The sequence below is a fragment of the Leptospira interrogans genome (assembly GCF_900156205.1).
Classification (GTDB): domain Bacteria; phylum Spirochaetota; class Leptospiria; order Leptospirales; family Leptospiraceae; genus Leptospira; species Leptospira interrogans.
In genome coordinates this window covers 169,097-193,445 of the sequence record NZ_FTNA01000004.1, presented here as the reverse complement: position 1 = coordinate 193,445, position 24,349 = coordinate 169,097, and the positions used below count along the sequence as shown (strand labels likewise).

The following is a 24,349-nucleotide window of genomic DNA, read 5'->3' as shown; positions in this document are numbered from 1 at the left end:
CAGGAAAGCCTTGGAAGCTTAGAGTTGAAAGATTTTTTTATTGAGTATTACTTGTATAGTTTCTGTCTTGATCGGATTGATTGTTACATTGTAAAATATGAAATGACCGTTTTTTTGGAGTTAAATTTTCACAGAAGTGTATAGATAGTATTTTTTGAAACCGTATAACACAATTATAGGTCGTAAATTTTTATTGAATATAAAAATAATTGAATATACTTGCAGAAAATTTAAGTAATTACTAAAATTGAAACTATAATCATCTGGTCTAAATATTGGGTTATATTTGTCTAATAGGAAAGAGGGAACTTTTATGATTCAAATTGGGAATTTTCCGGATACGGTCAACGAATACGCCGCCAGATCAGTGGCTGGGCTTGTAGTGATTCTATCAGTTATAACCCTTTTTACACAATCAATTTGGTTGAATCTTGTTTTGTTGTATGGATTTACGGCGCGTGTTTTATACGGACCTAGATTTTCTATTTTTGCAAAACTTGCAATCCATTGGATCGTTCCCAGGTTTCAATTGGGAAACAAAATTGTAGCAGGGCCTCCGAAACGATTTGCCCAGGGAATTGGTTTTTTATTTAGTCTTACTTCTTTGATATTTCTTACCCAAGGACAGATTTTTGCGTTTCAGATTGTACTTGGAATTTTAGTTTTTTTTGCGGTTTTGGAATCTTGTATAGGTTTTTGTGCGGGTTGTTTTGTGTTTAGTTATTTGATGAAATGGGGAATTGTCCCTGAAGAAGTCTGCGAAAAATGTAATCGGTTAACGTTTATTTCCAAAGAAACTGATACTCGTTAAATACATGTTAGGTGTCAGTAAAATAGAGACATTTGAATGACGGTGTGAAATTATAAAAATTTTCTAATTTTCGATTAATGATTTTGAATTCAATTTTTACGCTACAGTTTATATGTGGCATAAAAGTTTTAGTGGGTTTTATGAAAATTTGTTAATTTTTAAAGATCCAATATTATTGGATAATTCTATTGATCAGCTAAATAATTTTTGTAAGAAAAAATAGATGTGGGAACTCTCACAAATCGTGAATTTACAGTTAAACCTTGTGGGAACTACTATAAAATACAAAAGAATCATCGTCCAATCCGGTTTTTGCACAAAATTGTTGTTTTACGCTTATCATCAAAATTTAAATCCCATTTTAACTTGAATTCGGCTGAGTAAAAGTTTCCTAAAAGTAGTAGTTCCTACAACTTTAGAAGTTGTTCGCAAAATCGTGATTTGTAGTAGTTACTACATCATTTTACAGACAAACCTAAATTTTGTGGTAGTTCCCACACTTGAATACAGTAAATTCAATTGTTATAAACTTCTATTTTATAAATAGTGGTAGTTCCCACATTTAAAGAATCGATCTGTAAAGTTCAGATTTCAACTTTTTTCAGAATTATAGGTTCTTACGCCTAACTCACGTTAGTTATGGATGAACCGTGGGAATCGATTCAAATTGTGGAAGTAGTTCTGTTTGGAGTAAGGGAAAATATTCCGCTTCAATTTCATTTCCTGAATTACGAAAAAGTTTGGTGATTCTTTCTAAATTTAAAAATTTTTCTTGTTTGGTCACTACGGGCGTTTGAAGATTTTGATTAAAATGAAGAAACGATTTCCCTTCATTTTGTCTATTCTGTACAAAAACGTCGTGATCGTTTTTTCTTTTTTCTATAATTCGATTTAATTTATCTTTAATAGAGTGTAGGTTTTCAAGCTGAACCTTTAATAAACCTGGTTCTAAATCGAACCCGATCGAATTTCTACAGTTGCCAATTGCAGCCAGAGTGGTGGTCCCTGTTCCTAAAAAAGGATCTAAAACGATGTCTCCTTTGAGAGAATACATGAGTATGATTCTATTTGCAAGTTCTAAAGGATATGCAGCACTTCTTTCTCTACCAGCCAGAAGAGAACTTAAACCTTGTTTTTTTCCCTTAAAATCCCATACGTCCGTAAACCAAAAGTTACGTTCTTCCCAGAAAAAAGCACTTTCCATACGGGATAGTCGTTCCGATTTTGTGGAAAATTTTCGTCTATTATTTTTTCTGAATATTAAAATATGCTCGTGTTCTAAGGTTACATACGCACCTGCCGGAAGTGTGCCTGAACCCATAAATTTAGTAGGAGAGTTGGTTTGTTTTTTCCAAAGAATACCGGGAAGACTTTGAAATCCGATTGAATTGCAACCTTGTAAAATCCTTGCATGATTCATATAAATTCGAAAACCGAAAGCGGTGTTTCGTGTGGCGTCTCCTATATTGATTACAAGAAAACCACCGTTTTTTAAAACGCGAAACGATTCCCTCCATACCTTATCCAGTTCGAAATGCATTTGTTCGTAGGAAAGATTGGGATCGATAAGAAAATTTTTTTGAATTTCTCTGGAAAAACCGAAAAAAAGTTCATCCCACATTTCTATCATAGGATAAGGAGGAGAAGTTAGGACCAAATCCACTGATTCCGAATCGAGAGGAAACGTTTCTCTAGAATCTCGAAAATGAATCCTATGAATCGTTCGTTTCATACCTATAAAAAATTAGAATTTAATCTTTATTTTTTATGTCTACTCAAAACGTTTTTAAGAGTTCGACTCAGATTAAAAAACTAAATCTTAGGCAAATTATAAATTTGTAATAAATACCCCGATAAAATTAAAATCAAGCTTCGATTATAAAACCGTCTGTAGAACGGATTAAAAGAAGTCCTCCACCTTGAGGAAGTTCGTCTACTCTGAATTCGGAATGATTCTCCCATATATCCAAATCACAGAGAATCAAATCGAATTGTTTCCAATCTACTGGAGTTAGGATTTTTACTTTTTCTTTTTTGAGACTTTGCTTAATTTGAGGTTGGTTTGTAGATCCGTTCAAATCTACGATCGACAATCTAGAATTGTAGTTTGCCGCCAGTCTTTTTGCGATTTGAAGAAGTTCCAAATCTTTTTCTCTACCAAATAAGATATGTATATTTTTGATGTCTTGCAATTGGGATGAGAATAAAATTCCAGTATTACAATTTGTTTCATTTAGTATAGTTCTAATTTTTCCGCCTAAAATATCATCCGAAAAAAAAGAACGCGCTGCACCAATCAAAAGTAATTTATAATTTCCTTCGTTTACGATTCGAACAATGTCCTTAGTAATATTCGTAGAAGTTTTATAAATTGTACTCAGATTTACATTTAAATCTTTTGAAAGTTCTTTCAGAGGAGTAAAACTCAAGGATTCGTATTTTTCCGCGTGAGATTCAGAAATATTAGAATCAGGAGATAAATGAACTGCTGTAACGTTTCTTTCTTTCTTTTTTTCTGGAAAAAGTCCATAAGCAATCTTTAATAGTTCTAAACCTCTCGTATGTTGGGCAAAGGAGATTAGAATTCCTGAATTCAAAGTTGGTTTTACAATAGTATCTCGTTTTGTAAAAAAAAGCTCTATCAGTTTAAGTCCGGGACCAGTCATAACCGTTGTAGTAAGGGCCATAAGTACCATCATCGAAAAAATTTCTTCCGATAGTACTCCTAAATCGTAACCTATATTGAGTACAATCAACTCCATAAGGCCTCTGGTATTCATAAGGATTCCAATCGAAAAAGAATCCATCCAACTTTTACCGGATAAACGAGAAGCGATGGCGCTTCCACCTAACTTTCCTAAGACGGCTACGAAAAGAATTAGGAAAAAAACGGGCCATAATCCAGAACTTGACAAAAGGCCGAATTTAGTTCTCAGTCCGGTAAATGCGAAAAAAAGAGGAAGTAAAACGGTAAGGCTAAAGTCTTCAATTTTTTCCACCAGATTGTTTCTGAGTTCCTTTTTATCCGGCATTACGACTCCGGCTAAAAATGCACCAAAAAGAGCGTGGATTCCAATCGCTTCCGTAATCCAAGCAGAAATAAAAATGAATAAAAAGAAAAACGCAGTGATCGATTTTGTCATGGATTCTTTGGTGGTGTATAAGTTTCCGGCTCTTTTCATCAAAGGAAGAATTCCTTTCCACATAACGAACATATAAGTCAGAGACATTACGATCATCAAAATCCCGGAGGAAAAAGAACCTGCGTTGACGATCGTAACTACAATTGCTAATACACACCAAGCAGTCACGTCGTCTGCAGCAGCAGTGAGGGCAAGGCTGCCTAACGTGGTTTTAGTTAAACCTTTTTCTAAAATGATTCTGGCGAGAACTGGAAAGGCAGTGATACTCATACCGATTCCCATAAAAAGACAAAATGCAATAAAATCCACACCTTCGGGAGCTAATGGTACATAGATCAAATAAGCGAGTCCCGCGCCCAAAAGAAACGGAAACATAATGCTTGAGTGAGAAATTACAATTGCAGACTCTGCTTGGTTTCGTAGAATTTTTAGATCTAACTCCATTCCTACTACGAACATAAAAAGTAAAAGACCAAGCTGGCTTAGGATTTGAAGAGTGGAAAGAGATTCTTTAGGAAATAAAAGTTGAAACCCCTCCGGAAAAATCAAACCAAGTAGAGACGGTCCAAGAAGGATTCCAGCGAGTATTTCTCCGATTACAGAAGGTTGTCCTAAAATAGTAGCGAGTTTACCGCAAAATCTGGCGGCAAGTATGATCACTATCAACTGAAGTAGAAGTCTAGAAATTGGTTGTTTTAAATGTCCGGAAAAAATTTTTACTATTGCCTCTAAATCTAAAAAACCTGGTCTGGGAAAGTTTATCTTTGAAGATTCATTGGGTGTGTTATCTAGATACTTCTTGGATAATAAAACCTGGGAAGAATGAAAATTTTCTTTTTCCAGTTCCAGATTTTTTCCTGACTGTAGGATAAAACCTAGGGACAGAATGAATAAGAAAATTAGAAAAATATAAAATAGCGATATTTTTTTCATGTTCGGAGGCATTGTAGGAACGAATTCCTGTTTCGTCATTCAGATTTTTTAGGATCGTTTAAGGAATGATGGATTCGTCTTTGAGAATTTTAGAAGTGAGTTCCGCCGCTTTCAAAGGATTTGTAACTTCTCCCGAAATTCGGACACGAGTAAGTAAGAGCCATCGAACATTAGACTTTTGAAAAGAAACCCAGAACCAGGAACTAGTTTCTTCTTGTGTATAATAAAATGCGGAATCGGATCTATAGTCTTCCACTCCGTTCCAGTCTCCCGAAAGATCGTGAATTCCGGTTGCATTGGAGTATGAGCCAGGAGTTCTTTTTAACAAATCCCAAACGGTTTGAATCGTCTTTTTACGAATAGGTGGAGAAATTTCTTGAAGTCGCATTAAAAAATCTGCAAACTCGGAAGGTGAAATTGTATAAGAGCCGTCCGACCAAAAAGAATTTCTTGTATTCGGGATCTGAAAGATTCCTATTTTTTCTAAAAGTGATTTTCCTTTTTCCGGTCCTATATCATTCCATAAATTTGTAAAATACCAGTGTACAGAATATTCCAAAGCAGATTTTAGATTTTGATCTTTTTGCCAACGAATATAAGGGTATCTAGTTTTATCCCAGAAAAAAAGGGTTTGATTTTCTTTAAGATAACCTCCTTCTACAGAAATGAAAGCTAAAACAGGATGAAACAAAGAAGAAGGGGGAGTTTTATAAAAACATTCATCTTTTTGAAAGTAAATTTTATTGTTTGTGGTTTGATTGATTAAAATCGCACAGAGGTTTCCGTTGAGATTTTTTTCGGAAAAAGATTTTGTACTTAGGATATAATTAGAAGAATTAATTTTACAAGAAAGAAACGAAAGAATAACTAAAAAGATTAAGAATCCGTTTTTCACTAAATCTAAAACCAATCACATTAAAATAGAAATACAAATTAGAACAAACGCGATTGGAATATAAATAAAGAAAAAATAGATTTTTCCCGCTTTCTTCCAAGGTTTTTGCATTTTAGGACGTAGCATTTCTAAAAGTTCTTCTTCGTTGGCTTTGTAGAGTGTAGAAGAATCGTTCATTCCAAATAGGTTGGCCGCAAGACGTCTAAAAGTTTTTTCTCTGTAAATTCGTATATAATCTATACTTAGAGCGACTAACGTTTTGTTTTCTGAGAATAGGTTACGAAATACTATAGGGATTTCGTAAAACTTTCCGATCAATAGACTGGAAACTCTGGTAAAAAGTCCAAGATAAAATAGGGAAGCATATTTTACAGATTCTAATTTTAAGCCAAATACGATTACAAAACAAACCAGATAAGCGCCATATCCTACGATCAAACCAGCCCTTTCTAAAAATCGGTTCCAATAGACTTCTCTTTCAAATTCAATATCTAGGATTTCTAAGGATGATCGTGTCGTGTTCTTGATTAGGGGCATTGATAAATTCAAAAAAAAGAATGTTTATCCATACAAAAATTCCCCAAAGAAATGACAAACTAAATCGTGTATGAATTCTTTTTAGAAAACGACTTTAAAACCAATCGTTCCTGCATTTTTTTGCTTTCGTAGATGATATAAAGTCTGTGTTTTTTATATAGAAATAGGTTATACGTTTAAGGGAAAAAACGAACTCGAACTAAAAATCCATTTTCCTTTTCTATCTCTATTTCTCCTCTTAATTGAAGGCAAAATGCTTGGATTAGACTCATCCCTGCCATAGATTTACTTTTTTCGGATTTTTGTCCAATGCCATTATCCGCGATTTCTAAAATGAAATATCCTGAGTCCGATTTTTGAAACGATACCGTAATTTTACCTTTACGATTTTCTGGAAAAGCGTGTTTAAAAGAATTGATCATGAGTTCGTTTAAAATCAATCCGCAAGGAATTGCCTTGTCGACCGAAAGTAAGGCTTCCGTTATATTATAATTTACTTGAATACTTCCGTCCTGTCTACCGTAAGAAAGAAAAATATGATTTACTAATGTATCTAGATATTCTTTGGTTTGAATTACTTTGTATGAATCGTTTAAAAATAAATATTCTTGAACGATTCCCATCGATTGAATCCGATCAATCGCGGATTCGATCGTTTTTTTAGCGAGTTCTGATTCTGCTTTTTCTCTATCTAAATTCAACATTCCTAAAATTAAATGAATATTATTTTTTACTCTGTGTTGGATTTCTTTAAATAAAGTTTCTTTATAATTTAAAGATTCTATTAGTTTTGATTCTTTTTCTGTGTAAGCGAAAATTTTATTTTGAAGTTTTTTATTTGTATTTTTGTGAGTTAACAATAGGTGTCTTTGTTTTCGAGCTTCATTTAAAATTTCTAAGATTAAAAATGTAAGAATCCCGCATAAAAAAGTAAAGTTAGCTCCTACTACAAAAACTTGAAAGGAAGTAATCGATCCGGTCCAGATTTTATAATGAATAAAAAAAATTCCTGAAAAAACGAAAAGAGATGTAATTACATAACTCCAAAACGTAATAATGCGGCCTAAAAAAATTCCACAAAAAACGGGAACCAAAAATAACCAAAGAATTCCTGCTCCGCCTAAACCAATTTTAGTATAAAGTAAACAACCTAAGATAAAAATTAAGGATACTAAAAAGTAAGATTTAGGTTTGTAGAATCGATTTGGAAGTAGTAATAGAAACCATACTAAAAGAAGTGCAAGAGTGTCTAAGATGACTACTTCTCCTAGTCCTTGTTGCCAAGCTAAATATACACTCGGGATATAAATTAAAAAACCAAAACAAGAAACTAAAATCAAAATGATTTGTATGACGTTTTTTTTCCAAACGCTCAAGTATATAGAACGATGAGAGTGTAGTTTAAATAATTTTTCGAAATGAGAAAGATGGTTCATGTCGATTCAAACATTTACAACTTTCCGATTGCGAAATAACAAACGTTCTAATTCGGTTCCGGAAAAATCTTTCTCATCTTATTTTTGTCTTGAGTTTTTTGAAATATGTGAGCTTGTGCTCATTATTCTGAAAACAATAGATTTTGAAGCCGTTGATAGTTTGAGAAGGTTTATTTTTACCGTATAACTTATAACTTCTTTGGATCGAATGTAAATGTGCAGTCCTATTCAGAACAATCCTCAGATTCAGTATACAATAAAATTCCTTAAAGCCCAGGGGGGTTCATGAAAATACTAAATTTTGAAATTACAAAAGTTGTTTATTGGTTCGTTCTACTCTGGATTGGAATTTCTTTCGGGATTTTCATTTCGGCTTGTTCCGGAGAAAATAAAAATGAGATCAGTGGTTTTGCACACGTATTAATGATTGATAATTCTTTTTCTCCTCCGATGCAGAAAATTCCAGTCGGTGGAATTGTAGAATTTATCAATTCAGGAAATAACCCACATAACGCGATTGCAGTGGATAAAAATTGGTCTACAGAAAAGTCTTTTGGAAATATTGTCATGTCTCGAGGAACTAAAACAAAAGTTTCTTTTCCAAAAGAAGGTGTTTTTCCTTACTTCTGTTCCTTTCATGCAACTCCAGATGGTAAAAATGGAATGGTGGGAGATATTGTAGTAGGAAATGTTCCTTATAACCCTGCCGCAAAATCAGGTAAATCTTGGAAAAACGTTTCTCAATTTTCGGGAACAACTCGCAAGGTTCCTTCTCAGTATCCTACGATTCAAAATGCGGTGGATGCCTCAAATCCCGGTGATCTCGTTTTGATCAGCGAAGGTATTTATTTGGAAGAAGTGACTGTGACAACTCCTTCGATTACAATTCGAGGAGTGGACCGTAATAAAGTAATCATAGACGGTCAGTTTCAAAGAGGAAACGGGATCATGGTAGTCGCAGCCGATGGAGTTGTAATTGAAAATCTAACCGCTAGAAACGCTACGTTAAACGGCTTTTATTGGACGGGTGTAAAAGGATATAGAGGTTCTTATCTCACCGCACATAATAACGGTGACTACGGAATTTATGCGTTCGATTCTATAAACGGAGTGATTGAACATTCTTACGCTTCCGGTTCTCCCGATTCCGGAATTTATATAGGACAATGTTATCCCTGTAAGGCGATTATCTATGACGTTGTTTCTGAACACAACGCTTTGGGTTATTCCGGTACCAATGCGGGAGGAGAACTTTATCTGATCGGTTCCGTTTGGAAAAATAATATCGTAGGTCTTGCGCCGAATACCTTGGATAGAGAATTACTTCCTCCCGAAAGAGAAACTACGATCTTAGGAAACTTAGTCTATAATAACAATAATCCTAAGGCTCCGATCGCGGCTTTAGAATATCCATCTTTCGGAAACGGGATTTTGATCGCGGGTGGTCTTTCCAATGTGATCCGAAAGAACGTAGTCATAGAACATCAAAACAATGGAATTGTAATTCTTCCTAACTTAGATGAAAATTTTTGGCTTTCTCATAACAATATAGTTCAAGACAATATAGTCTATAACTCAGGAAGAGCGGATATTACTTTGGTTGGTCCTATGAGTACTGGAAATTGTTTTTCCGGCAACGAATATAGAACCGAACTTCCTGCTTTTTTAGAAAAATGGAATGGTTGTGGTTCTTGGATTCGACTTCCTGTGGGAGGGGATCTTTCCATGATGTTAGGTGCTCTTGGTCTGATGGTTCAGGCTTCTGGCGGAAGATTTCCTTCTGGGAATTACAAAGAACAGCCAATTCCAGGTCCTCAATTGAATATGCCTTTAGGAAATGCGGCTCCCGTAAAACCTGCGTTAACCGCCTTTGAAGATTTTAATCTGAATTTGAATCAAGTGAAACTTCCCAAAGAAGCGGAAGAGATTTTAAAAACGGTTCCTAGAAAACCTGCGTCTACTACGGGCGCGATCACGCTTGTAAAACCGATCGGTCTTTTTCCATTTTTTTATCATTGGTTGGGATTTTTACTTCCGTTTGCAATTTATATCTGCTGGACTTCTATGTCCTTGTTGGATCTAAAAGATAGAACGGATTTGGAATGGATCCGAAAGATTTACTGGATCGTAACGATCATTTTAGTGCCAATTTTAAGTCCTGCGATTTATCTTATCATAGGCGGAAGTAAATATCCCAACTGGTTTAGAAGAACCTTGGTTTGGGGCGGACTGATTGCATTCTTTTTACTTTTGGCTTATACCGGAATTTCTTTGATGAACGGTGTTGGAACCAAAACGATCAGTTAAGTATTTTAAAATATTCAGAAATTATTATAGGAGAAAAATTATGGAACAAACTGTTGTAGGCGGCCCCGGATTCTTCGCTTTATTATTCAATTTTTACGGATATTACTTTCCGTTTATACTCTATACACTTCTTGCACCTTTGGCTCTTTCGGATCTGGTAAAAAGAGAAGACGTAGATTCTAAAATCGGTTCTATCTGGACGGGTGCGATCCTTTTAATTCCCATTTTGGGAGCGGGCGCCTATCTGGTTGCGGGTGGATCTAAGATCCCTTCCTGGTTAAAAAACATACTCGTTTATGGAGGAGTCGGGATTTTAGCGTTGATCATTTTAGTCACTTCGGTTGCTAAATTTTAAAAAGAAGTTGAATCGTAAACAGTTTCTCAAGTGGATCGGAATCGGAAGCGCCGGTTTAGCCACCGGGGCAGGGATTAGTTCGATCGGAGACGAAAAGAGTGGTCTGCTTTGTAAGATACGACCTGGGATCGTAGGAGTTAACAAAGAAACTTCCATTCCTGGAAATCCGGGGAATAATTCTTACGGGAGTATGGTTCATCCTCCCTTTCATATAGATCCCACTTTTTTAAATCGGATGGAATTGAAGAATCTAGAAATTTCTTCGGGGCCGATCTTAAAACAACATATTAGCATTGTAGAAATGCCTTTGACGGTTGCGCACAATACAGTAGTCAAGGCTTGGACTTTTAACGGTTTAGTTCCTGGTCCTGTGGTTCGAGCCAAACTGGGACAAAGGATGGAAATCACTCTTAGAAACGATTCTGAACATCCACATTCGATTCACTTTCACGGAAGTCATGATCCGAACGAAGACGGTTGGGAGCCGATAGTGGTTGGTAGCGAAAAAACGTATCAACTGACTGCGGGTCCGATTGGATTTCATCCGTATCATTGTCACGTTCCTCCATTGGCTAGTCATATGGCAAAAGGTCTTTACGGAGGTCTGATCGTGGATCCACCTGGAGGTCGTCCGCCTGCACATGAATTTATGCTGATTCTTTCTGGATGGGATCTAGAAGACAAAGGAAAGAATGATCTTTTTTGTTGGAACGGAATGGCTGGTTTTTACGATCGTTATCCGATTAAAGTTCCAGTAGGTCAAAAGGTACGTCTTTATATCGCAAACATGTGTGAATATGAACCGGTTGCTTCCTTTCATCTACACGCTCAGACATTCGACGTGTTTAGAACTGGGACTAAATTGATTCCCGACGATCATACGGACGTAGTTACTCTGGGGCAAACAGAAAGGGTGATTTTAGAATTCACTCTTCCAAAAAGAGGAAGGTATATGTTTCATCCTCACCAAACAAAAATGGCGGAGAAGGGGGCTATGGGTTGGATCGTTGCGGTGTAGATTAACGTGAGTGATTAATATAAAATGAATTGTAGATGAGAACTCAACAAAAAGTTTTTTGAATAGAGCTATTGAAAAAATCCATATCTACAAAAAATTTCTTCATTCGTTTTAATAAAAAAACGGAAGAAAATTAATTTTTCAGTAATTTTAACTTGGATCTATATAGATTGTATTGATGTATAAAGTTTTAGATCGAAAGTGGTCGATGCTTATTTTTTACACGGACTCAGCTGAATGAAATCACGTATCGATGTGAAAGTGTTGAAGGAAGTAAATTCTGGATCTAAAAGTTGGATTTGCCTCTAAGTTTAAAATGTTCTAATACACATTCAGGAAAATATTTTGAAAGAAAGAATTTTATTGATCTCCATTTTAATTTTAGGGATTATACTTGGGTTTTTTGGTTGGAAAGCGTGGAAAGGAAGATCTTCGATTCAAGAACCTGTTTTTGTAGAAGAATGGTCTCAGATTACTTTGAAAAACACTCAAAATCTTGGAATTCCTTTAAACAAAATTCCAGGTAAATTGAAACTAGTCTATTTCGGATTTTCGCATTGTCCGGATATGTGCCCAAGAGCATTGATAGATATGTCTTTGGCTGTTAAGGAACTAGGAGACCAAGGAAAAAATCTAACTCCAGTATTTATTAGTGTAGATCCGAAAAGAGATACACCGTCATTACTTGCAAAATATGTAAGACAGTTTCCTGAAGAAAGGCTTGTCGCTTTAACGGGCGAAAAATCTAAACTAGATTCTTTGCAAAATGCGTTTGGGGCCGTGTCTAAAAAGGTCGACGCGCCTCAGCTGGAAGGAGGATATACGGTGGATCATACTGTTTTTATTTATGTTTTAGATGATAAAAGTAGGATTTTAATGACTTTTCCGGGAGGGATGGACGGAAAGACTCTCGCTAAAGAAATTAGACGTTTTCTTTAAGATTCAATTTAATTTTACTATTGTAAGGTTTTACTTGTGACTGCTTCTTACTTAAGACAATCGAGAAGTATTTTATCAGTTTGAGAAAATACTTGAACGCTTTTCTATATAGGTACATTCTCGATTTTTCCATTACTCTTGATTAAGTTTAAAGAATGATTTTACCGGAGATTAAAAAGAAAATTCAAGATAGACTTGTCGAGATTGAGTCTGAGTTCAACGTCGAAATTCTTTTGGCCATTGAATCAGGTTCAAGAGCTTGGGGGTTTGAGTCGATTGATAGCGATTACGACATTCGTTTTATTTATAAACATAAAACCGAATGGTATCTAAGTGTACTTCCGGGAAGGGAAGTGATCGAAATTCCTATTGTCGATTTGATGGACTGTAGCGGATGGGATTTGCGAAAATCTTTTTTTCTAATGAATAAGTCCAACCCGGTTTTATTCGAATGGCTCCGATCTCCGATCGTTTACAAAAAGAACGACACTTTTTACGAAATCTTTTTCGATATTTCAAAGGAATATTTTTCTCCGATTGGAACTGTTTATCATTATTTACATATGGCTACTGGGAATTTTAAAGAGTATCTGAAACAGGAACATGTGCGTGTAAAAAAATATTTTTACGTGCTCAGACCTTTGTTAGCCTGTGCGTGGGTGGAACAAAAGAAAAGTTCTCCACCGATGGAGTTTCAAGTGCTTTTAGATTCGGTTCTAAGTGATTCTATCGTTCGCAGGGAAATCGATTTACTTTTGAGTAAAAAAAGAAGTGGAACCGAATTGGGTGAAGGAAATCGAATAGACATCTTAAACGAATTTATTGAAACTCAGATTCGACATTTTGAAATGGTTGTTTCCGGTTTTGATCCCGCTCATAAACCCGATCCCAAAAAAATGGATTTAGGATTTCAGAAAATTCTAAACTTATAATCGTAATAACCATTTTGGTTTGGCTAACAAGTAACTAGGAATGTGTTTTATCATAAAAAGCAAATCCTACCGCGGCCAGGATTAAAAGAAAACTTACCGCGTGGTTCCATTTGATTTTTTCTTTTAAAACCAAGGAAGCGAATAGTATAAATACACTAATCGTGATGATCTCTTGTAGAATCTTGAGTTGGAATGTGCTGTAGCCTTCTTCGTTGTATCCGATTCTATTTGCGGGAACCATCAGTATATATTCGAAAAGTGCAATTCCCCAACTTAGAAAAATTGTAAGAGGTAAACTCCAACCGTGAAAAAATTTTAAATGACCGTACCAAGCAAAAGTCATAAAAAGATTGGAACATATAAGTAGAAAGAATGTTTTCATAAAAGAATATGAATTTGTGGTTTCTCACAAAGGCAATTCCGATTTAATTTTTATCGTAGTAAATTTGTTTACTTGTCTGTAGTTCGTTTTTGTGGAAGTATTAAGATATAAGATTTTATGTTCTGTCGTTTTTTTAATTTGAATTTGTATGTTATCTGTTTTTCGGACAAAGATGTTATTGGTTTCTATAAAATTTGAATACTGTGAATTTTTATAATAACGTGAGCTCGATGTAAGGAATCCATGGTCCCTTTTTCTAAAAAAGTTGTGATCGTAATTCCTAATATGCTACAATGTGGGAACTCATACAGAAATTGAATAGAAAGAATCTTTTCAAAATATTGCTAAATTAACGTGAGTTCGACATAAGAAAATTTGGGCGAATCCGGCTTGCCTACGGCAAGGCGGACCGGGCTTTCAGCTCTGGTCAATAAATTGTATATAAGAAACATTATATAACAATTGTCTTTAGTTTCAATTTATTGACCTCGCATCAATCCCTTTCGCGTTATACCGAATTTACGTTAAATTATTGAAATGAGACAAAATTTGCGGGAACTCACACTTTTTATTAAGATTTTTCGGTTAGATTTAGATTCGTTAATACCAAAAGGTTTTTCCTTTTTCAAAAAAGGAACTTAGGCATGAGAGTTTACATTTTATTTTTTAGGGAGGAATGAACTTAGAAGAGCAAACTAAAATTTACATTAAAAAGTATCAGAGTTTATCCTAAAACTTCAAAAAATTTTTACACGATAATTCTTTAGAAATTTTTAATAAAATGCGGTAGTTCCTACAAATTACTACTCGGACGCATGAATAGAATACTTGTGTTAGATTGTTTCAAAAATTTGAATATTTTGGTCTTGCTTTAAAATGCCGTAAATTCCAAATTTGCGGTATTTTTTAAGTGCCACTATTTTTTCGTAAATTAGGCCGTTAATAACTTGGTACTATTTTCATGCGTCCGAGTAGTAAGTCGCATTTGGTAATTTGTGAACTTTTGAGTAGTTCTATTCATAACTATATAATAAAGTATTTAATATTTTGCATGGAACCAGCGTTTTGTGATAAAATTAACGGTACTCAATTTTATAGAGATCAGTAATATCGTTAAATCTTAGTAGTAGTTCCCACATTGGATGGTTTTGAGACAAGCTATAAATAAAAAAAGAACCCCAAAACGATTTGGGGTTTAAATGTTGGGTTTTAGACTTCAGGTAGTATAACGCGTATTTGTTAAACGTGTTCAAGAAATTGATTTTAATCTCTTGAACAAATTTAAAAAGTAAGTTCCGTCGGCGGAATTTGTAAAAATGAACTCGCCGACGGATAAAGTTTATTCGGAACGAACCTCTATTTTTTTAGTGAGAGGTTTTCTCTTTGGAAGAGTCAAATTTAAAACTCCATTTTTATAAACCGCAGAGATACGATCCTCTTCTACAGATTCTGTGAGAGTGAATGTTCTTTTATATTCTCCTGTACGAAATTCAGAATATCTAAGTTCTCCCTGAATATCTTTATTTGAAGTTTTTCCAGAGATGATTAGTTGGTCTTTTTCCAATTGAACTTGAACGTCTTTTTCTTCTACACCTGGAAGGTCGGCCAGTAGATAGATATTTTCCTCGTCGGAATAGATGTCTACTCTGGGAGCGAGAATTCTCACTCTTTCTTTTTTGGTTTCTTCAGAAGTGACGGAATGATTTTTTTCATTCAAAACTGCATTGGTCATTTTATTTCTCCTAATCGTTGTTAGTTGGTTTGAATTTGGATCTTACGTGGTTTTACACTTTCCCGAATCGGTAGAGTGAGGGTCAAAACTCCATTTCTAAATTCTGCATTGGCTTTTTCGGAATCTACTTCTGTTGGAAGTTCCAAAATCCTTCTAAATTTTCCATGGAATCTTTCTACTCGATTGTTGCCTTGAGTCGTTTTTGGTTCGTTTGTAACAGCTTCTCCGCTCAGATGAAGTTGATTTCCGCTTACAGTGATTTCCAGTTTTTCTGGATCGATTCCAGGAATCAGGGCCGTAATTGTCACTGAGTCGTTTCCTTTGTATATATTCAAGGCTGGATAAGCGCTTCCACCATTGAGTAAAAACGGGTCCCAAAGACTGGAAAACTGGTTTTGTAACTTATGAAGGTCTTCAAAAATTCTAAATTCATTCATGATTGTTTATTCCTATTTTGGCAATCTAAAGCTTAGAGTGCTAAAATGTAAAAAAAGTTCCAGCATTTTTTTAAAAAATTAGCAATCTTTTTTGTTAAGTGCTAATTTTTTAAAAAAAGAAAAAATGGGATTTGGAACCTTAACAAACGTGAGTTTGGTCATGATTTGTTTTTCTGAAAAAAGCCGGGGTTGGAACTTTAGGGATCGATTCCTAAAATGTGGGAGCTACCACATTTTACAATAACCAACCCCACAAGTTGAAGAAGATTTTAGAATCAGAAGGATAAAAAATGCACATTATTCAAGTGTTCCGACAAGAATGAGTCTTTTTACTTGCAAAAAGTATGTTTTTCTGATAGATAAAAATTTTCCAAAGCCTTTCCACCTCGCCACCCAAAATCTAGGGAAAACTCAACACAACACTCTCTATGAATCGCGTTGTGGGATGTAAGTTTTACAGAGGATTTGTCGTAATTTCGGCAGATCTATATTGAGATCAAATACTTGTGGGGTTGGTTATGCATTTCACGACTTTACGGATAAATTTTAAGATTGTGGGAACTCATACTTTTAGAAAATTTTTCTCACGTTAATAATATGAATTTGGTGTAATGAACCGTTTTTTATAATCTGTGCGAGTTCCTAAAGATTATGCCGCATTTATGATAATTTTACTCTAAGCATACATTTACTAGTTCTATCTAAAACAATTTTTGTTATAGGATTGCTTATGGTTTCTAAAGTAGTAGTTCCTACATTTACAAAAAGATTTTTATTTCTAGATACAACATTAGAAGAGTTTAATACAACAAGGTTCGTTACTTTTTAAAGCAATATGAGTTTGACGTAAGAAAATCAGGCGAATTCCGGCTGCTAGGCAAGTTGGACCGGGACTCTCAGCTCTGATCAATAAATTGCATACAGGAAACATTATACAATAATCGTCTTTAGTTTCAATTTATTATAGAACACGATCCATAGAAATCATTCGCTTACTTTCTATCATCGTTCTTATAGGCCCGCGTTGGACTTAGCAAAACGCTTCCTGAATGTCGATCCTTAGAGAAGCTTCGCTGAGTTTTCCGGGTCCTCTGAATACAATATAATAATCGCTTTCGTATTGTTATATCTAACTCACCTTATGATAATATTGAAGATGTTTTAAACAAGTCTACTTTAGATCGAAAAACTGAATTTGAAAGAAACTCCTAAAAAATGGTTATCTATATTTTACAAGGAACATATCATTTGTTCCATTGATTGGAGTTCCGTTGATTCCACTGTTTGTATCTCCGATAACGTAGAGATTTCCTTCTCGATCTTTTGCAATTTCATTTCCAAATATTTTTGCTCCTGGATTACCAATCTGCTTTATCCATTTGTTTTGTCCGGATGAATTGTGCTTTGTAAGAAAGGCGTCGTAATCTCCTAACGAGTTACTTTTTCTGTTCAAGATATTTCCATTGGTAAAACCAGTTGTAAAAATGTTTCCGTTTTTGTCGGTAATAATCGAATTGACATTGGTTTCTTTCAAAAGGTTGTTGATAGGGCCGAATTGATGGACCCATTGTAACGTGCCACGTGAATCGTATTTGACAATGGTTCCAAGTATATTTACTCCTCCTAACGTTGTCTCGAACCGGCCATCGCTGGATCCGCCTATCAATATGTTTCCAAATGGATCTACGGTTATACAAGCATCGTAAAATGATGTATTAGCAGAACCGAGTTGAGCGAAAAATCGGCCGTTTCCATTGCTGTCGTATTTAAAAATAAAAATATCCCGTGTTCCGATACTAGAGGGCTTATTTGTCTCATAGTTTATATTTCCGGTACCGATTATAAAAATATTACCTGTAATTTTATCGAAAGTGATTCCTTTAGGAGAACTTAGCGCTTTTTCGACTCCGATTTGACGGACCCAATCCTCGTCTCCGTCACTTTTGAACTTAATGATAAACCCGTTCAATCCGGTTAGAGGACCTCCAAAGGGTCCGTCAGAATCTCCGACTATATAAACATTTCCAAGCGCGTCTAACGTCATTTTTTGAGGTGTAAGTTTATGGTTTGCAATACCTTTTTGTTTAGACCAAATTTGGTTTCCGTTGGAATCGAATTTGATTAGAAACAGATCCCGCTCGCCCGTGAGTGCTCTCGGATAATTCCTGTTCGTATTGCCGGTTACATACACGTTATCGTTTGTGTCGACTGCAATATCGGTTACAGACAAAGTTGTGCCTACATTCCCAATTTGTTTCGTCCAAATCGGATTCATTTGAGAATCATACTTTCCAAGAATGAGATCCCGATTTCCAGAGGCCGCCGCCGCATTATTGTAAATACCTCTGTCCGTATCTCCCGTGATATAGATAAAATCTTTTTCGTCCACAGTTAGGCTTTTACCGTAAGTCTTTGCGTTAGGAGCCCCAATAGACAGCGTCCGTTCTAATTCGAATTTTTTTGAATCTGAATCGATTGTTAGATCGAATAGATCGTCATTGTTCATGATTTCTTCGATTTTATCACGAATGAATAATTGAATCCAAAGATCGTTTGGTCCAGGATCTGATATGCCTATTGCCTTAGCGGTGCACATTTGAAAAAATGTAAACAAAAGAATGTAAAATTTTCTCATAGTCTTCTTTCAACACTAGTGTTACAGCTTAAATTATTTATTATTTTTAGGAAAGAAATTTAATTCAAAGTAGGGTAATTTGTCCTATTTTTATAGTAAAAGAATGTTTCAATATTTATTAGTTAATTTAAATATTCAAAAAAAATAATTTATATATAGAAATGAACTTAAGTCAAATATTTCTAAATTAGTGAAAAAAATAGAATTTGCTGCTGTACTTTGTTAAAAATGAACAAAATAATTTTACTCAGAATTGTAAAATAGGTATTCAAAAATCTACTTCTTAACTGGGGATTTATCTCAAAATCTGCGATGTTCTACTATATAACCCAAGAGTAATTTATGTTATGTAATATTGAAAATGTTTCAAAACAAATCTACTTTAGATCGAAAAGCTGGATTTAAAAGTAACTCCTTGTGAGAAACTTCTAAAAATAGTTATCTATATTTTAAAAGGAACATATCGTTCGTTCCACTGATTGGAGCTTCGTTGATTCCACTGTTTGTATTTCCGATAACGTAGAGATTTCCCTGTGGATCAAGTCCGAGTCCATTTCCCGAAATGGTTGCACCAGGGGTACCAACTTGTTGTATCCGTTGAATTTGCCCAGATGAATTGTGTTTTGTAATAAATGCGTCTTGAACTCCTAAAGAATCATCTCCTCCATCTAATATATTTCCATTTGTATGGCCTGTAGTAAAAACATTTCCATGCATATCGGTTATGATAGAACGGATCACTGCTTGTTTTGGAGGAGCGCTATCGGGACCGAATTGTCGAACCCATTGTAAGACGCCGGATGAATCATATTTTGCTATGGTTCCAAGCCAGCTCGTTCCGGTTAATTTATCTTCAAAACGACCGTTACTCGTTCCACCTACAAAAACATTTCCGGATAAATCTACAGTTATGGATGCGCTATCTAAGGATTTAGAGATAGCACCGAGTTGCGCAAAAAATTGACGATTCCCTTGAGAATCATATTTGAAAATAAAAATGTCTTGGTTTCCGATTGCTGGTCTTTTGTTATTTTTATAGTCCGCATTAGTGACTCCGGCTACATAAATTGTATTTGTCGTTTTGTCGAAAGTGAGTCCAGTTGGAAAACTTTGTGCTTGTGGAAATGCGATTTGTTGGACCCATTCTTCATTTCCGTTAATACTATTAAATTTGGCGATAAATCCGTTGGCCCCATTTAGAAAACCTCCGAAAGGTCCGGTTGATCTTCCAGTTATGTAAACGTTTTCAAGCGAGTCTAACGTGATCTTTGCAGGAGAAATTGAAGTATTGGCAATCCCTATTTGTATCCCCCAAAGTTCATTTCCATTCGGATCTAATTTAATTAGAAACATATCAGTCGTTCCAAAAAGTTGAGCGCCTCTGAAGTGATGGTTCGTATTGCCGGTGATATACGTGTTTCCGTTCGAGTCGACTGCAATGTCTTGTACGTTTAAGCTTATTCCTGCACCTCCAATTTGGCGAGTACCATTTACAATTGGGTTCATTTGAGAATCATATCTTCCGAAAATTAAATCTCGAGTTCCAACGGATGTAGCATTGTAAATCCCACCGGTTGTTTCTCCTGCAATATATATGAAACTTTTTTCGTCTATAGTTAAATTTTTACCAATAGTTTCTGCGTTAGGCGTTCCAAGTAGTAAAGTTTTTTTTAATATTAAATTATTAGAATCTTCATAGGTTATTGTATCGAATAAGTTTTCGTTATTCATGATTTCTTTGATTTTCTCTCGGATGAGTAGTTGTATCCAAAGATCGTTTGGTCCGGGGGCGGACACGTTGAGTATTTTAGCAGGTACACACGCCTGAATGAATATAAACAAAAGGATGTAAAGGTATTTCATAGTATTTTTTCGAATTTATATGCGACATAAACTATATAGCTATTTTTAGAATAGAAATTTAAATCAAAGTAGGATGGTTTACCCTACTTCTATAAAAAAGGAATGTCTCAATATTCATTAAGGGATGGGAATATGTAAAAAAGAATTTAACTATAGAGATGACTTCGAGTCAAATATTTCTAAATTACTAAAAAAACAGGATTTGCGGTTATATTTGCCAAAAATGGGTCCAATAATTTTACTCAGAAGTATAAAGTAGATTAGGATTGTTGAAAAATTTCATATGGAGATTAACAAAATTTCTTTAATTGCTCATTTCAATACACTAGAAAATAGATGAGAATTCATTTTTCAACAACTCTAATGCTTATAAAGTTGAATACCGTAAATGTCTATTGTAAAGCACTGTTGCAGAATAGAATAATATTGAATTCTATTATATAATTATAAGCAAAAAAAATAAACGGATCTATAAAGAAAAAAGAATATTCTAAAAGTATTTAATTTCTAGGACTCTATTTTTTGTTAAGAATTTATAGAGGGTATGGTATGCCGTAGATCCTACTGTTAGTTTTAAAATAAATTAACAGCACGTCCCAAAATCTAATTCACTTTATCAGAAAGATCAAGTTGTAAGGTTCTATTCCAATTTTGGGACAGGTTCTAAATATAAATTTTGATATTCAAAAAAAACTACGGTTTATACAAAATGTGGACGTAATGGATTTTTTTCGGTTTTAATAGATAAAACAAAGAAACTTAAGAAAAAGCAGGTTACTTTTAAAATCGAATTTTTGTATTTTTAACTCTAAGATAAAAAGAATCCTATTTTCTTGGAGCACTCAGCTCCAAGATTTTTAAAATAAGAAAATTAAATTTCGGTGAAAGGTTTATTTTCTTTTCGTTTTTTTCTTCAGAATCTTTTTCTTAACCGTTTTTTTCTTTTGTATTTTTTTCGAAGCTTTTTTCTTAGAAATCTTTTTCTTTATTAGTTTTTTCTTTTTAATAGCTTTCTTTTTAGGAATAGTTTTTTTCCCAGCAGCTTTTTGGGTGGGAATTGATTTTGGAGCAGCCATTTTTTCTTTGTCGTTTGAACGAAAGAAAGATTTTTCAAAATTGCGATTCTTAAAGAAAACAATTGTAGATTCTATCTTATCGTCGATTTCTATTTCTTGGTCATTCGATTTGATATATTCATAAGAAAGATGAGCAAGACCACAACGTAGATAATTGGTTAGTTTATCTTGAGAGATCCCTTGATGAGAGAGTCCAGTCAACCAGTTCTTGAGAAATTTTTCTCCCAATTCGAAATTGATTTCCGGTAGAGAGGGATTTTCGATTTTAAAAATCTCTTCATTGAGTTTTTGGTAAACAATTGAATAATTTTCTTCGAAAGTTCTATCGAGAATACCTTCATCGATAAGTCTTGCGTTCAATTTTTGGATAAGAACAGAGTCTGTCATATTGTTAGAATCTCCTGAAATTATAAAATAGAAATGGATATAGTTTGTTGGGAGAATTCTTTCTGCAAGAAAAAACTAAAAAATAGAAAGGGTTTAGAGGTAATCTTGTCTTTATGATGAATTTAGAAAGGTTCGATTTTTTATTAGAAACTTTTATAAAAAAGGAAGGTGAAGCAAAACTTCGTAAAACACGAATTTGGTGTTAAATTGGTCTATAAAAAGATGAGAATTATCAGAATGTTTCATTCTAAATTTCTAAAAGAATCGAGTTGAATTGTGAGAATTTTTACTAGGGTCATCTATAAAATATTTTACCATTGTTTGAAATGCAGATTTCAATTGTTCTAAGATATTTTTGAGATAACTTCTAATTTCTAGACGATAGAATAAAATCCCCATCCGTTTTTAGATCGATTCTCCGTTTAGAGACAGGTTTCTATTCTATAATTCTGGTTGTTATGATAACTTCACATAATGATTCTACTGAAAATTGTATAGTAGGTTGTCTGGATTTTGTTTTTATGTGCAAGTTATTAGACGGATCACAATCGTATCTATAAAGTTGAGTGTCTTGAGTTTTGTCGCAAAATTTTATTTTAGAACAATATATTAGTAATTTATTATATAGTTCTGAATAAGGTTTAAACATCAAGCCGAAATATGATTTATAAACAAGTATTGAATTTAAAATAGACCTTTCCTGAGTTTTTGCAGTTTTATATAAGATTTTTGCTAAAATCCTAATTAGAAAGTATTTTGTGATGTTTTTTATTAATAGACATTTACTAAGTTATTTGGATTGTATTGTGAGATTTTAGTTCTATCAACTATAAATATTTTAGTAAAAAATAAATTTAGTAAATTATAATATTTTTAATATACAGTTTTGTTTATATTGAAATAGTGTTGTTTAAAAATTAATTCTTCATCTGTTTCCGTAGTCCTAAAATGGACAATTGAAACAATTTTGCTTATTTGCGATATGTAATCTTTAAACAATTCTAATGATATTTTTTTAAATACGTTCTACATTTTGACTTTTGAATGGATTCATAGTGCTATCATCATATGATTTCGTATGAAAAGGATTCTTCTTTGAAAAGTAGTTAACCGCATACTTATAAAATTGAATACTTAAAGTTTATCACAAAGTGCCGTTTAACGTAAGTTAAGTATGGTCCAATGAGAAAGTAATGATTATGTTATGCTCCATTGGACGATTCCTATAAGAGCGGGACGCTTTAATTTCATAAAAATGAGGAACTATCACGTTTTGTTGAGGATTCAAAAATGGTTGATTCTTAGGTTTTAGAATGAGCTCTTAGTTTAATGTAACTTCAATATAACGCAAAAAGGATCTATGAACTCAGCAGAATGCTCTTTCAAACTCAGCGTCTCATTCCCTGAATGCTGCCCCTTCGAGAAACATTTGAGGGTCTTGACGGATCATTTTCTATAATGAATTGAAACTAAAGGCGATATATTGTATAACGTTTCCTGCATACAATGATTGGCCGGAGCTGAGAGCCCATCGGCTGTCTATGGTGGATTTTCCTGCGCTGAATGTACATCATTGAATTGGGTGTTGTATTTGACGTGAGTTCGGTGTGAGAAAAAATTTCTAAAAGTAGTAGTTCCTACAATTTTAGAATTTGTTCGTAAAATTGTAATTTGTAGTAGTTCCCACATCATTTTACAGACAAATCTAAGTTTGTAAGAGTTCCCACACTTGGATACGACAGATTGATTCAATCGTTATAAACTTCTATTTTATAAATTGTGGTAGTTCTTACATTTCAAAGTTTTACAGTAAAATATAGTTTTGTGAGAGTTCCCACAGATTAAGTCATATAATAAATTTCTAAACATTCATTTTTATGGAAAAATCAGGTTTTTATAAAACATCCTTACGCCGAACTCACGTTATTTATAGTTCTTACTAAGAGTTTGTCCCAAAACCTCAAAAAATTTTACACGATAATTCTTTAAAATTTTTAATAAAATGCAGTAGTTTCTACAAATTCATCACCAACCCCACCAAGTATTTGATCTCAATATAAATCTGTCGGAATTACGACAAAATCTTCTGTAAAACTTAGTTCCCACTCCACAACACGATTCATAAAGAGCGTTGTGCTGAGTTTTCCAACGCGATTCATAAAGAGCGTTGTGCTGAGTTTTCCAACGCGATTCATAAAGAGCGTTGTGTTGAGTTTTCCAACGCGATTCATAGAGATCATTGTGTTGAGTTTTCTCTATTTTTGGGAGGCGGTAAGGTTCGGAAAATTTTTCTCTATCAGAAAAACATACTTTTTGCAAGTAAAAAGACTCATTTATCAGAACACTTGAAAAATGTGCCTTTTTGAGCCCAGAACGGCGATCCATAGAAAGCCCGTTCTGTTGAGTTCATTTTGATTCTAAAATCCTATTCAACTTGTGGGTTGGTTATCCTACAAATTAGGTTGCATTTGGCAATTTATGAATTTTCGAGCAGTTCTAATCTTGTTAAATTTTCGTAAATAGTTCCCACA

18 protein-coding genes are annotated in these 24,349 nt (G+C 34.2%); 7 read left to right on the top strand and 11 right to left on the bottom strand.

Annotated features, from left to right (window positions below):
- The first annotated feature begins 313 nt into the window (after positions 1–313).
- The gene (locus BW942_RS05210) at positions 314–811 is read left to right on the top strand and encodes a DUF4395 domain-containing protein (RefSeq protein ID WP_000614579.1); all 498 of its coding nucleotides are present in this window, start codon (positions 314–316) and stop codon (positions 809–811) included.
- A gap of 637 nt (positions 812–1,448) precedes the next feature.
- Here the strand turns inward: BW942_RS05210 and BW942_RS05205 are convergent.
- From BW942_RS05205 to BW942_RS05185, 5 genes are all read right to left on the bottom strand, one after another.
- Positions 1,449–2,543, bottom strand: coding sequence for a DNA-methyltransferase (locus BW942_RS05205; protein WP_000831406.1), 1,095 nt, complete (start codon positions 2,541–2,543; stop codon positions 1,449–1,451).
- A gap of 133 nt (positions 2,544–2,676) precedes the next feature.
- Positions 2,677–4,926, bottom strand: coding sequence for a cation:proton antiporter (locus tag BW942_RS05200; RefSeq protein WP_017855587.1), 2,250 nt, complete (start codon positions 4,924–4,926; stop codon positions 2,677–2,679).
- Positions 4,927–4,945: 19 nt separating this feature from the next.
- Entirely contained in the window at positions 4,946–5,782 is an 837-nt protein-coding gene (locus tag BW942_RS05195) for a penicillin-binding transpeptidase domain-containing protein (protein WP_001985936.1), read from the bottom strand.
- Between the two features lie 15 nt (positions 5,783–5,797).
- Complete coding sequence (locus tag BW942_RS05190) at positions 5,798–6,319, bottom strand: hypothetical protein (RefSeq protein WP_001128366.1); 522 nt, start codon at positions 6,317–6,319, stop codon at positions 5,798–5,800.
- A gap of 176 nt (positions 6,320–6,495) precedes the next feature.
- The gene (locus BW942_RS05185; RefSeq protein ID WP_001016223.1) at positions 6,496–7,755 is read right to left on the bottom strand and encodes a sensor histidine kinase; all 1,260 of its coding nucleotides are present in this window, start codon (positions 7,753–7,755) and stop codon (positions 6,496–6,498) included.
- Here BW942_RS05185 and BW942_RS05180 point away from each other — a divergent pair.
- The 6 genes from BW942_RS05180 (at position 7,754) to BW942_RS05155 (ending at position 13,306) form a co-directional block, all read left to right on the top strand.
- Entirely contained in the window at positions 7,754–7,942 is a 189-nt protein-coding gene (locus tag BW942_RS05180; RefSeq protein WP_000027434.1) for a hypothetical protein, read from the top strand. The genes BW942_RS05185 and BW942_RS05180 overlap by 2 nt on opposite strands.
- Before the next feature lie 98 nt (positions 7,943–8,040).
- A complete protein-coding gene (locus tag BW942_RS05175) occupies positions 8,041–10,062 on the top strand; it encodes a right-handed parallel beta-helix repeat-containing protein (RefSeq protein ID WP_000698486.1) in 2,022 nt (673 codons plus the stop codon).
- 40 nt (positions 10,063–10,102) lie between these two features.
- Positions 10,103–10,417: a PLDc N-terminal domain-containing protein gene (locus BW942_RS05170; RefSeq protein ID WP_000438555.1), complete on the top strand. Its 315-nt coding sequence runs from the start codon at positions 10,103–10,105 to the stop codon at positions 10,415–10,417.
- A complete protein-coding gene (locus tag BW942_RS05165) occupies positions 10,404–11,435 on the top strand; it encodes a multicopper oxidase domain-containing protein (protein ID WP_000931517.1) in 1,032 nt (343 codons plus the stop codon). The genes BW942_RS05170 and BW942_RS05165 overlap by 14 nt, the downstream gene beginning before the upstream one ends.
- Before the next feature lie 345 nt (positions 11,436–11,780).
- The gene (locus BW942_RS05160; protein WP_000664419.1) at positions 11,781–12,374 is read left to right on the top strand and encodes an SCO family protein; all 594 of its coding nucleotides are present in this window, start codon (positions 11,781–11,783) and stop codon (positions 12,372–12,374) included.
- 155 nt (positions 12,375–12,529) lie between these two features.
- Positions 12,530–13,306, top strand: coding sequence for a nucleotidyltransferase domain-containing protein (locus BW942_RS05155; protein ID WP_000602773.1), 777 nt, complete (start codon positions 12,530–12,532; stop codon positions 13,304–13,306).
- 34 nt (positions 13,307–13,340) lie between these two features.
- Here BW942_RS05155 and BW942_RS05150 read toward each other — a convergent pair whose 3' ends face one another.
- The 6 genes from BW942_RS05150 to BW942_RS05120 all read right to left on the bottom strand — a co-directional run bounded on the left by BW942_RS05150 (position 13,341) and on the right by BW942_RS05120 (position 21,818).
- Positions 13,341–13,688: a DMT family protein gene (locus tag BW942_RS05150; RefSeq protein WP_001967857.1), complete on the bottom strand. Its 348-nt coding sequence runs from the start codon at positions 13,686–13,688 to the stop codon at positions 13,341–13,343.
- Positions 13,689–15,027: 1,339 nt separating this feature from the next.
- The gene (locus BW942_RS05140) at positions 15,028–15,420 is read right to left on the bottom strand and encodes an Hsp20/alpha crystallin family protein (protein ID WP_000180222.1); all 393 of its coding nucleotides are present in this window, start codon (positions 15,418–15,420) and stop codon (positions 15,028–15,030) included.
- Between the two features lie 20 nt (positions 15,421–15,440).
- Complete coding sequence (locus BW942_RS05135; protein ID WP_001001876.1) at positions 15,441–15,857, bottom strand: Hsp20/alpha crystallin family protein; 417 nt, start codon at positions 15,855–15,857, stop codon at positions 15,441–15,443.
- Positions 15,858–17,076: 1,219 nt separating this feature from the next.
- Positions 17,077–18,492 carry an SBBP repeat beta-propeller lipoprotein, LipL53 family gene (locus BW942_RS05130; protein WP_001225259.1) on the bottom strand — a complete coding sequence of 472 codons (1,416 nt, stop codon included), beginning with the start codon at positions 18,490–18,492 and terminating at the stop codon, positions 17,077–17,079.
- Positions 18,493–18,930: 438 nt separating this feature from the next.
- Positions 18,931–20,355, bottom strand: a complete 1,425-nt coding sequence (locus tag BW942_RS05125) for an SBBP repeat beta-propeller lipoprotein, LipL53 family (RefSeq protein ID WP_000876506.1) — start codon at positions 20,353–20,355, stop codon at positions 18,931–18,933.
- A gap of 890 nt (positions 20,356–21,245) precedes the next feature.
- Positions 21,246–21,818 carry a hypothetical protein gene (locus BW942_RS05120; RefSeq protein ID WP_000132506.1) on the bottom strand — a complete coding sequence of 191 codons (573 nt, stop codon included), beginning with the start codon at positions 21,816–21,818 and terminating at the stop codon, positions 21,246–21,248.
- Positions 21,819–24,349 lie beyond the last annotated feature (2,531 nt).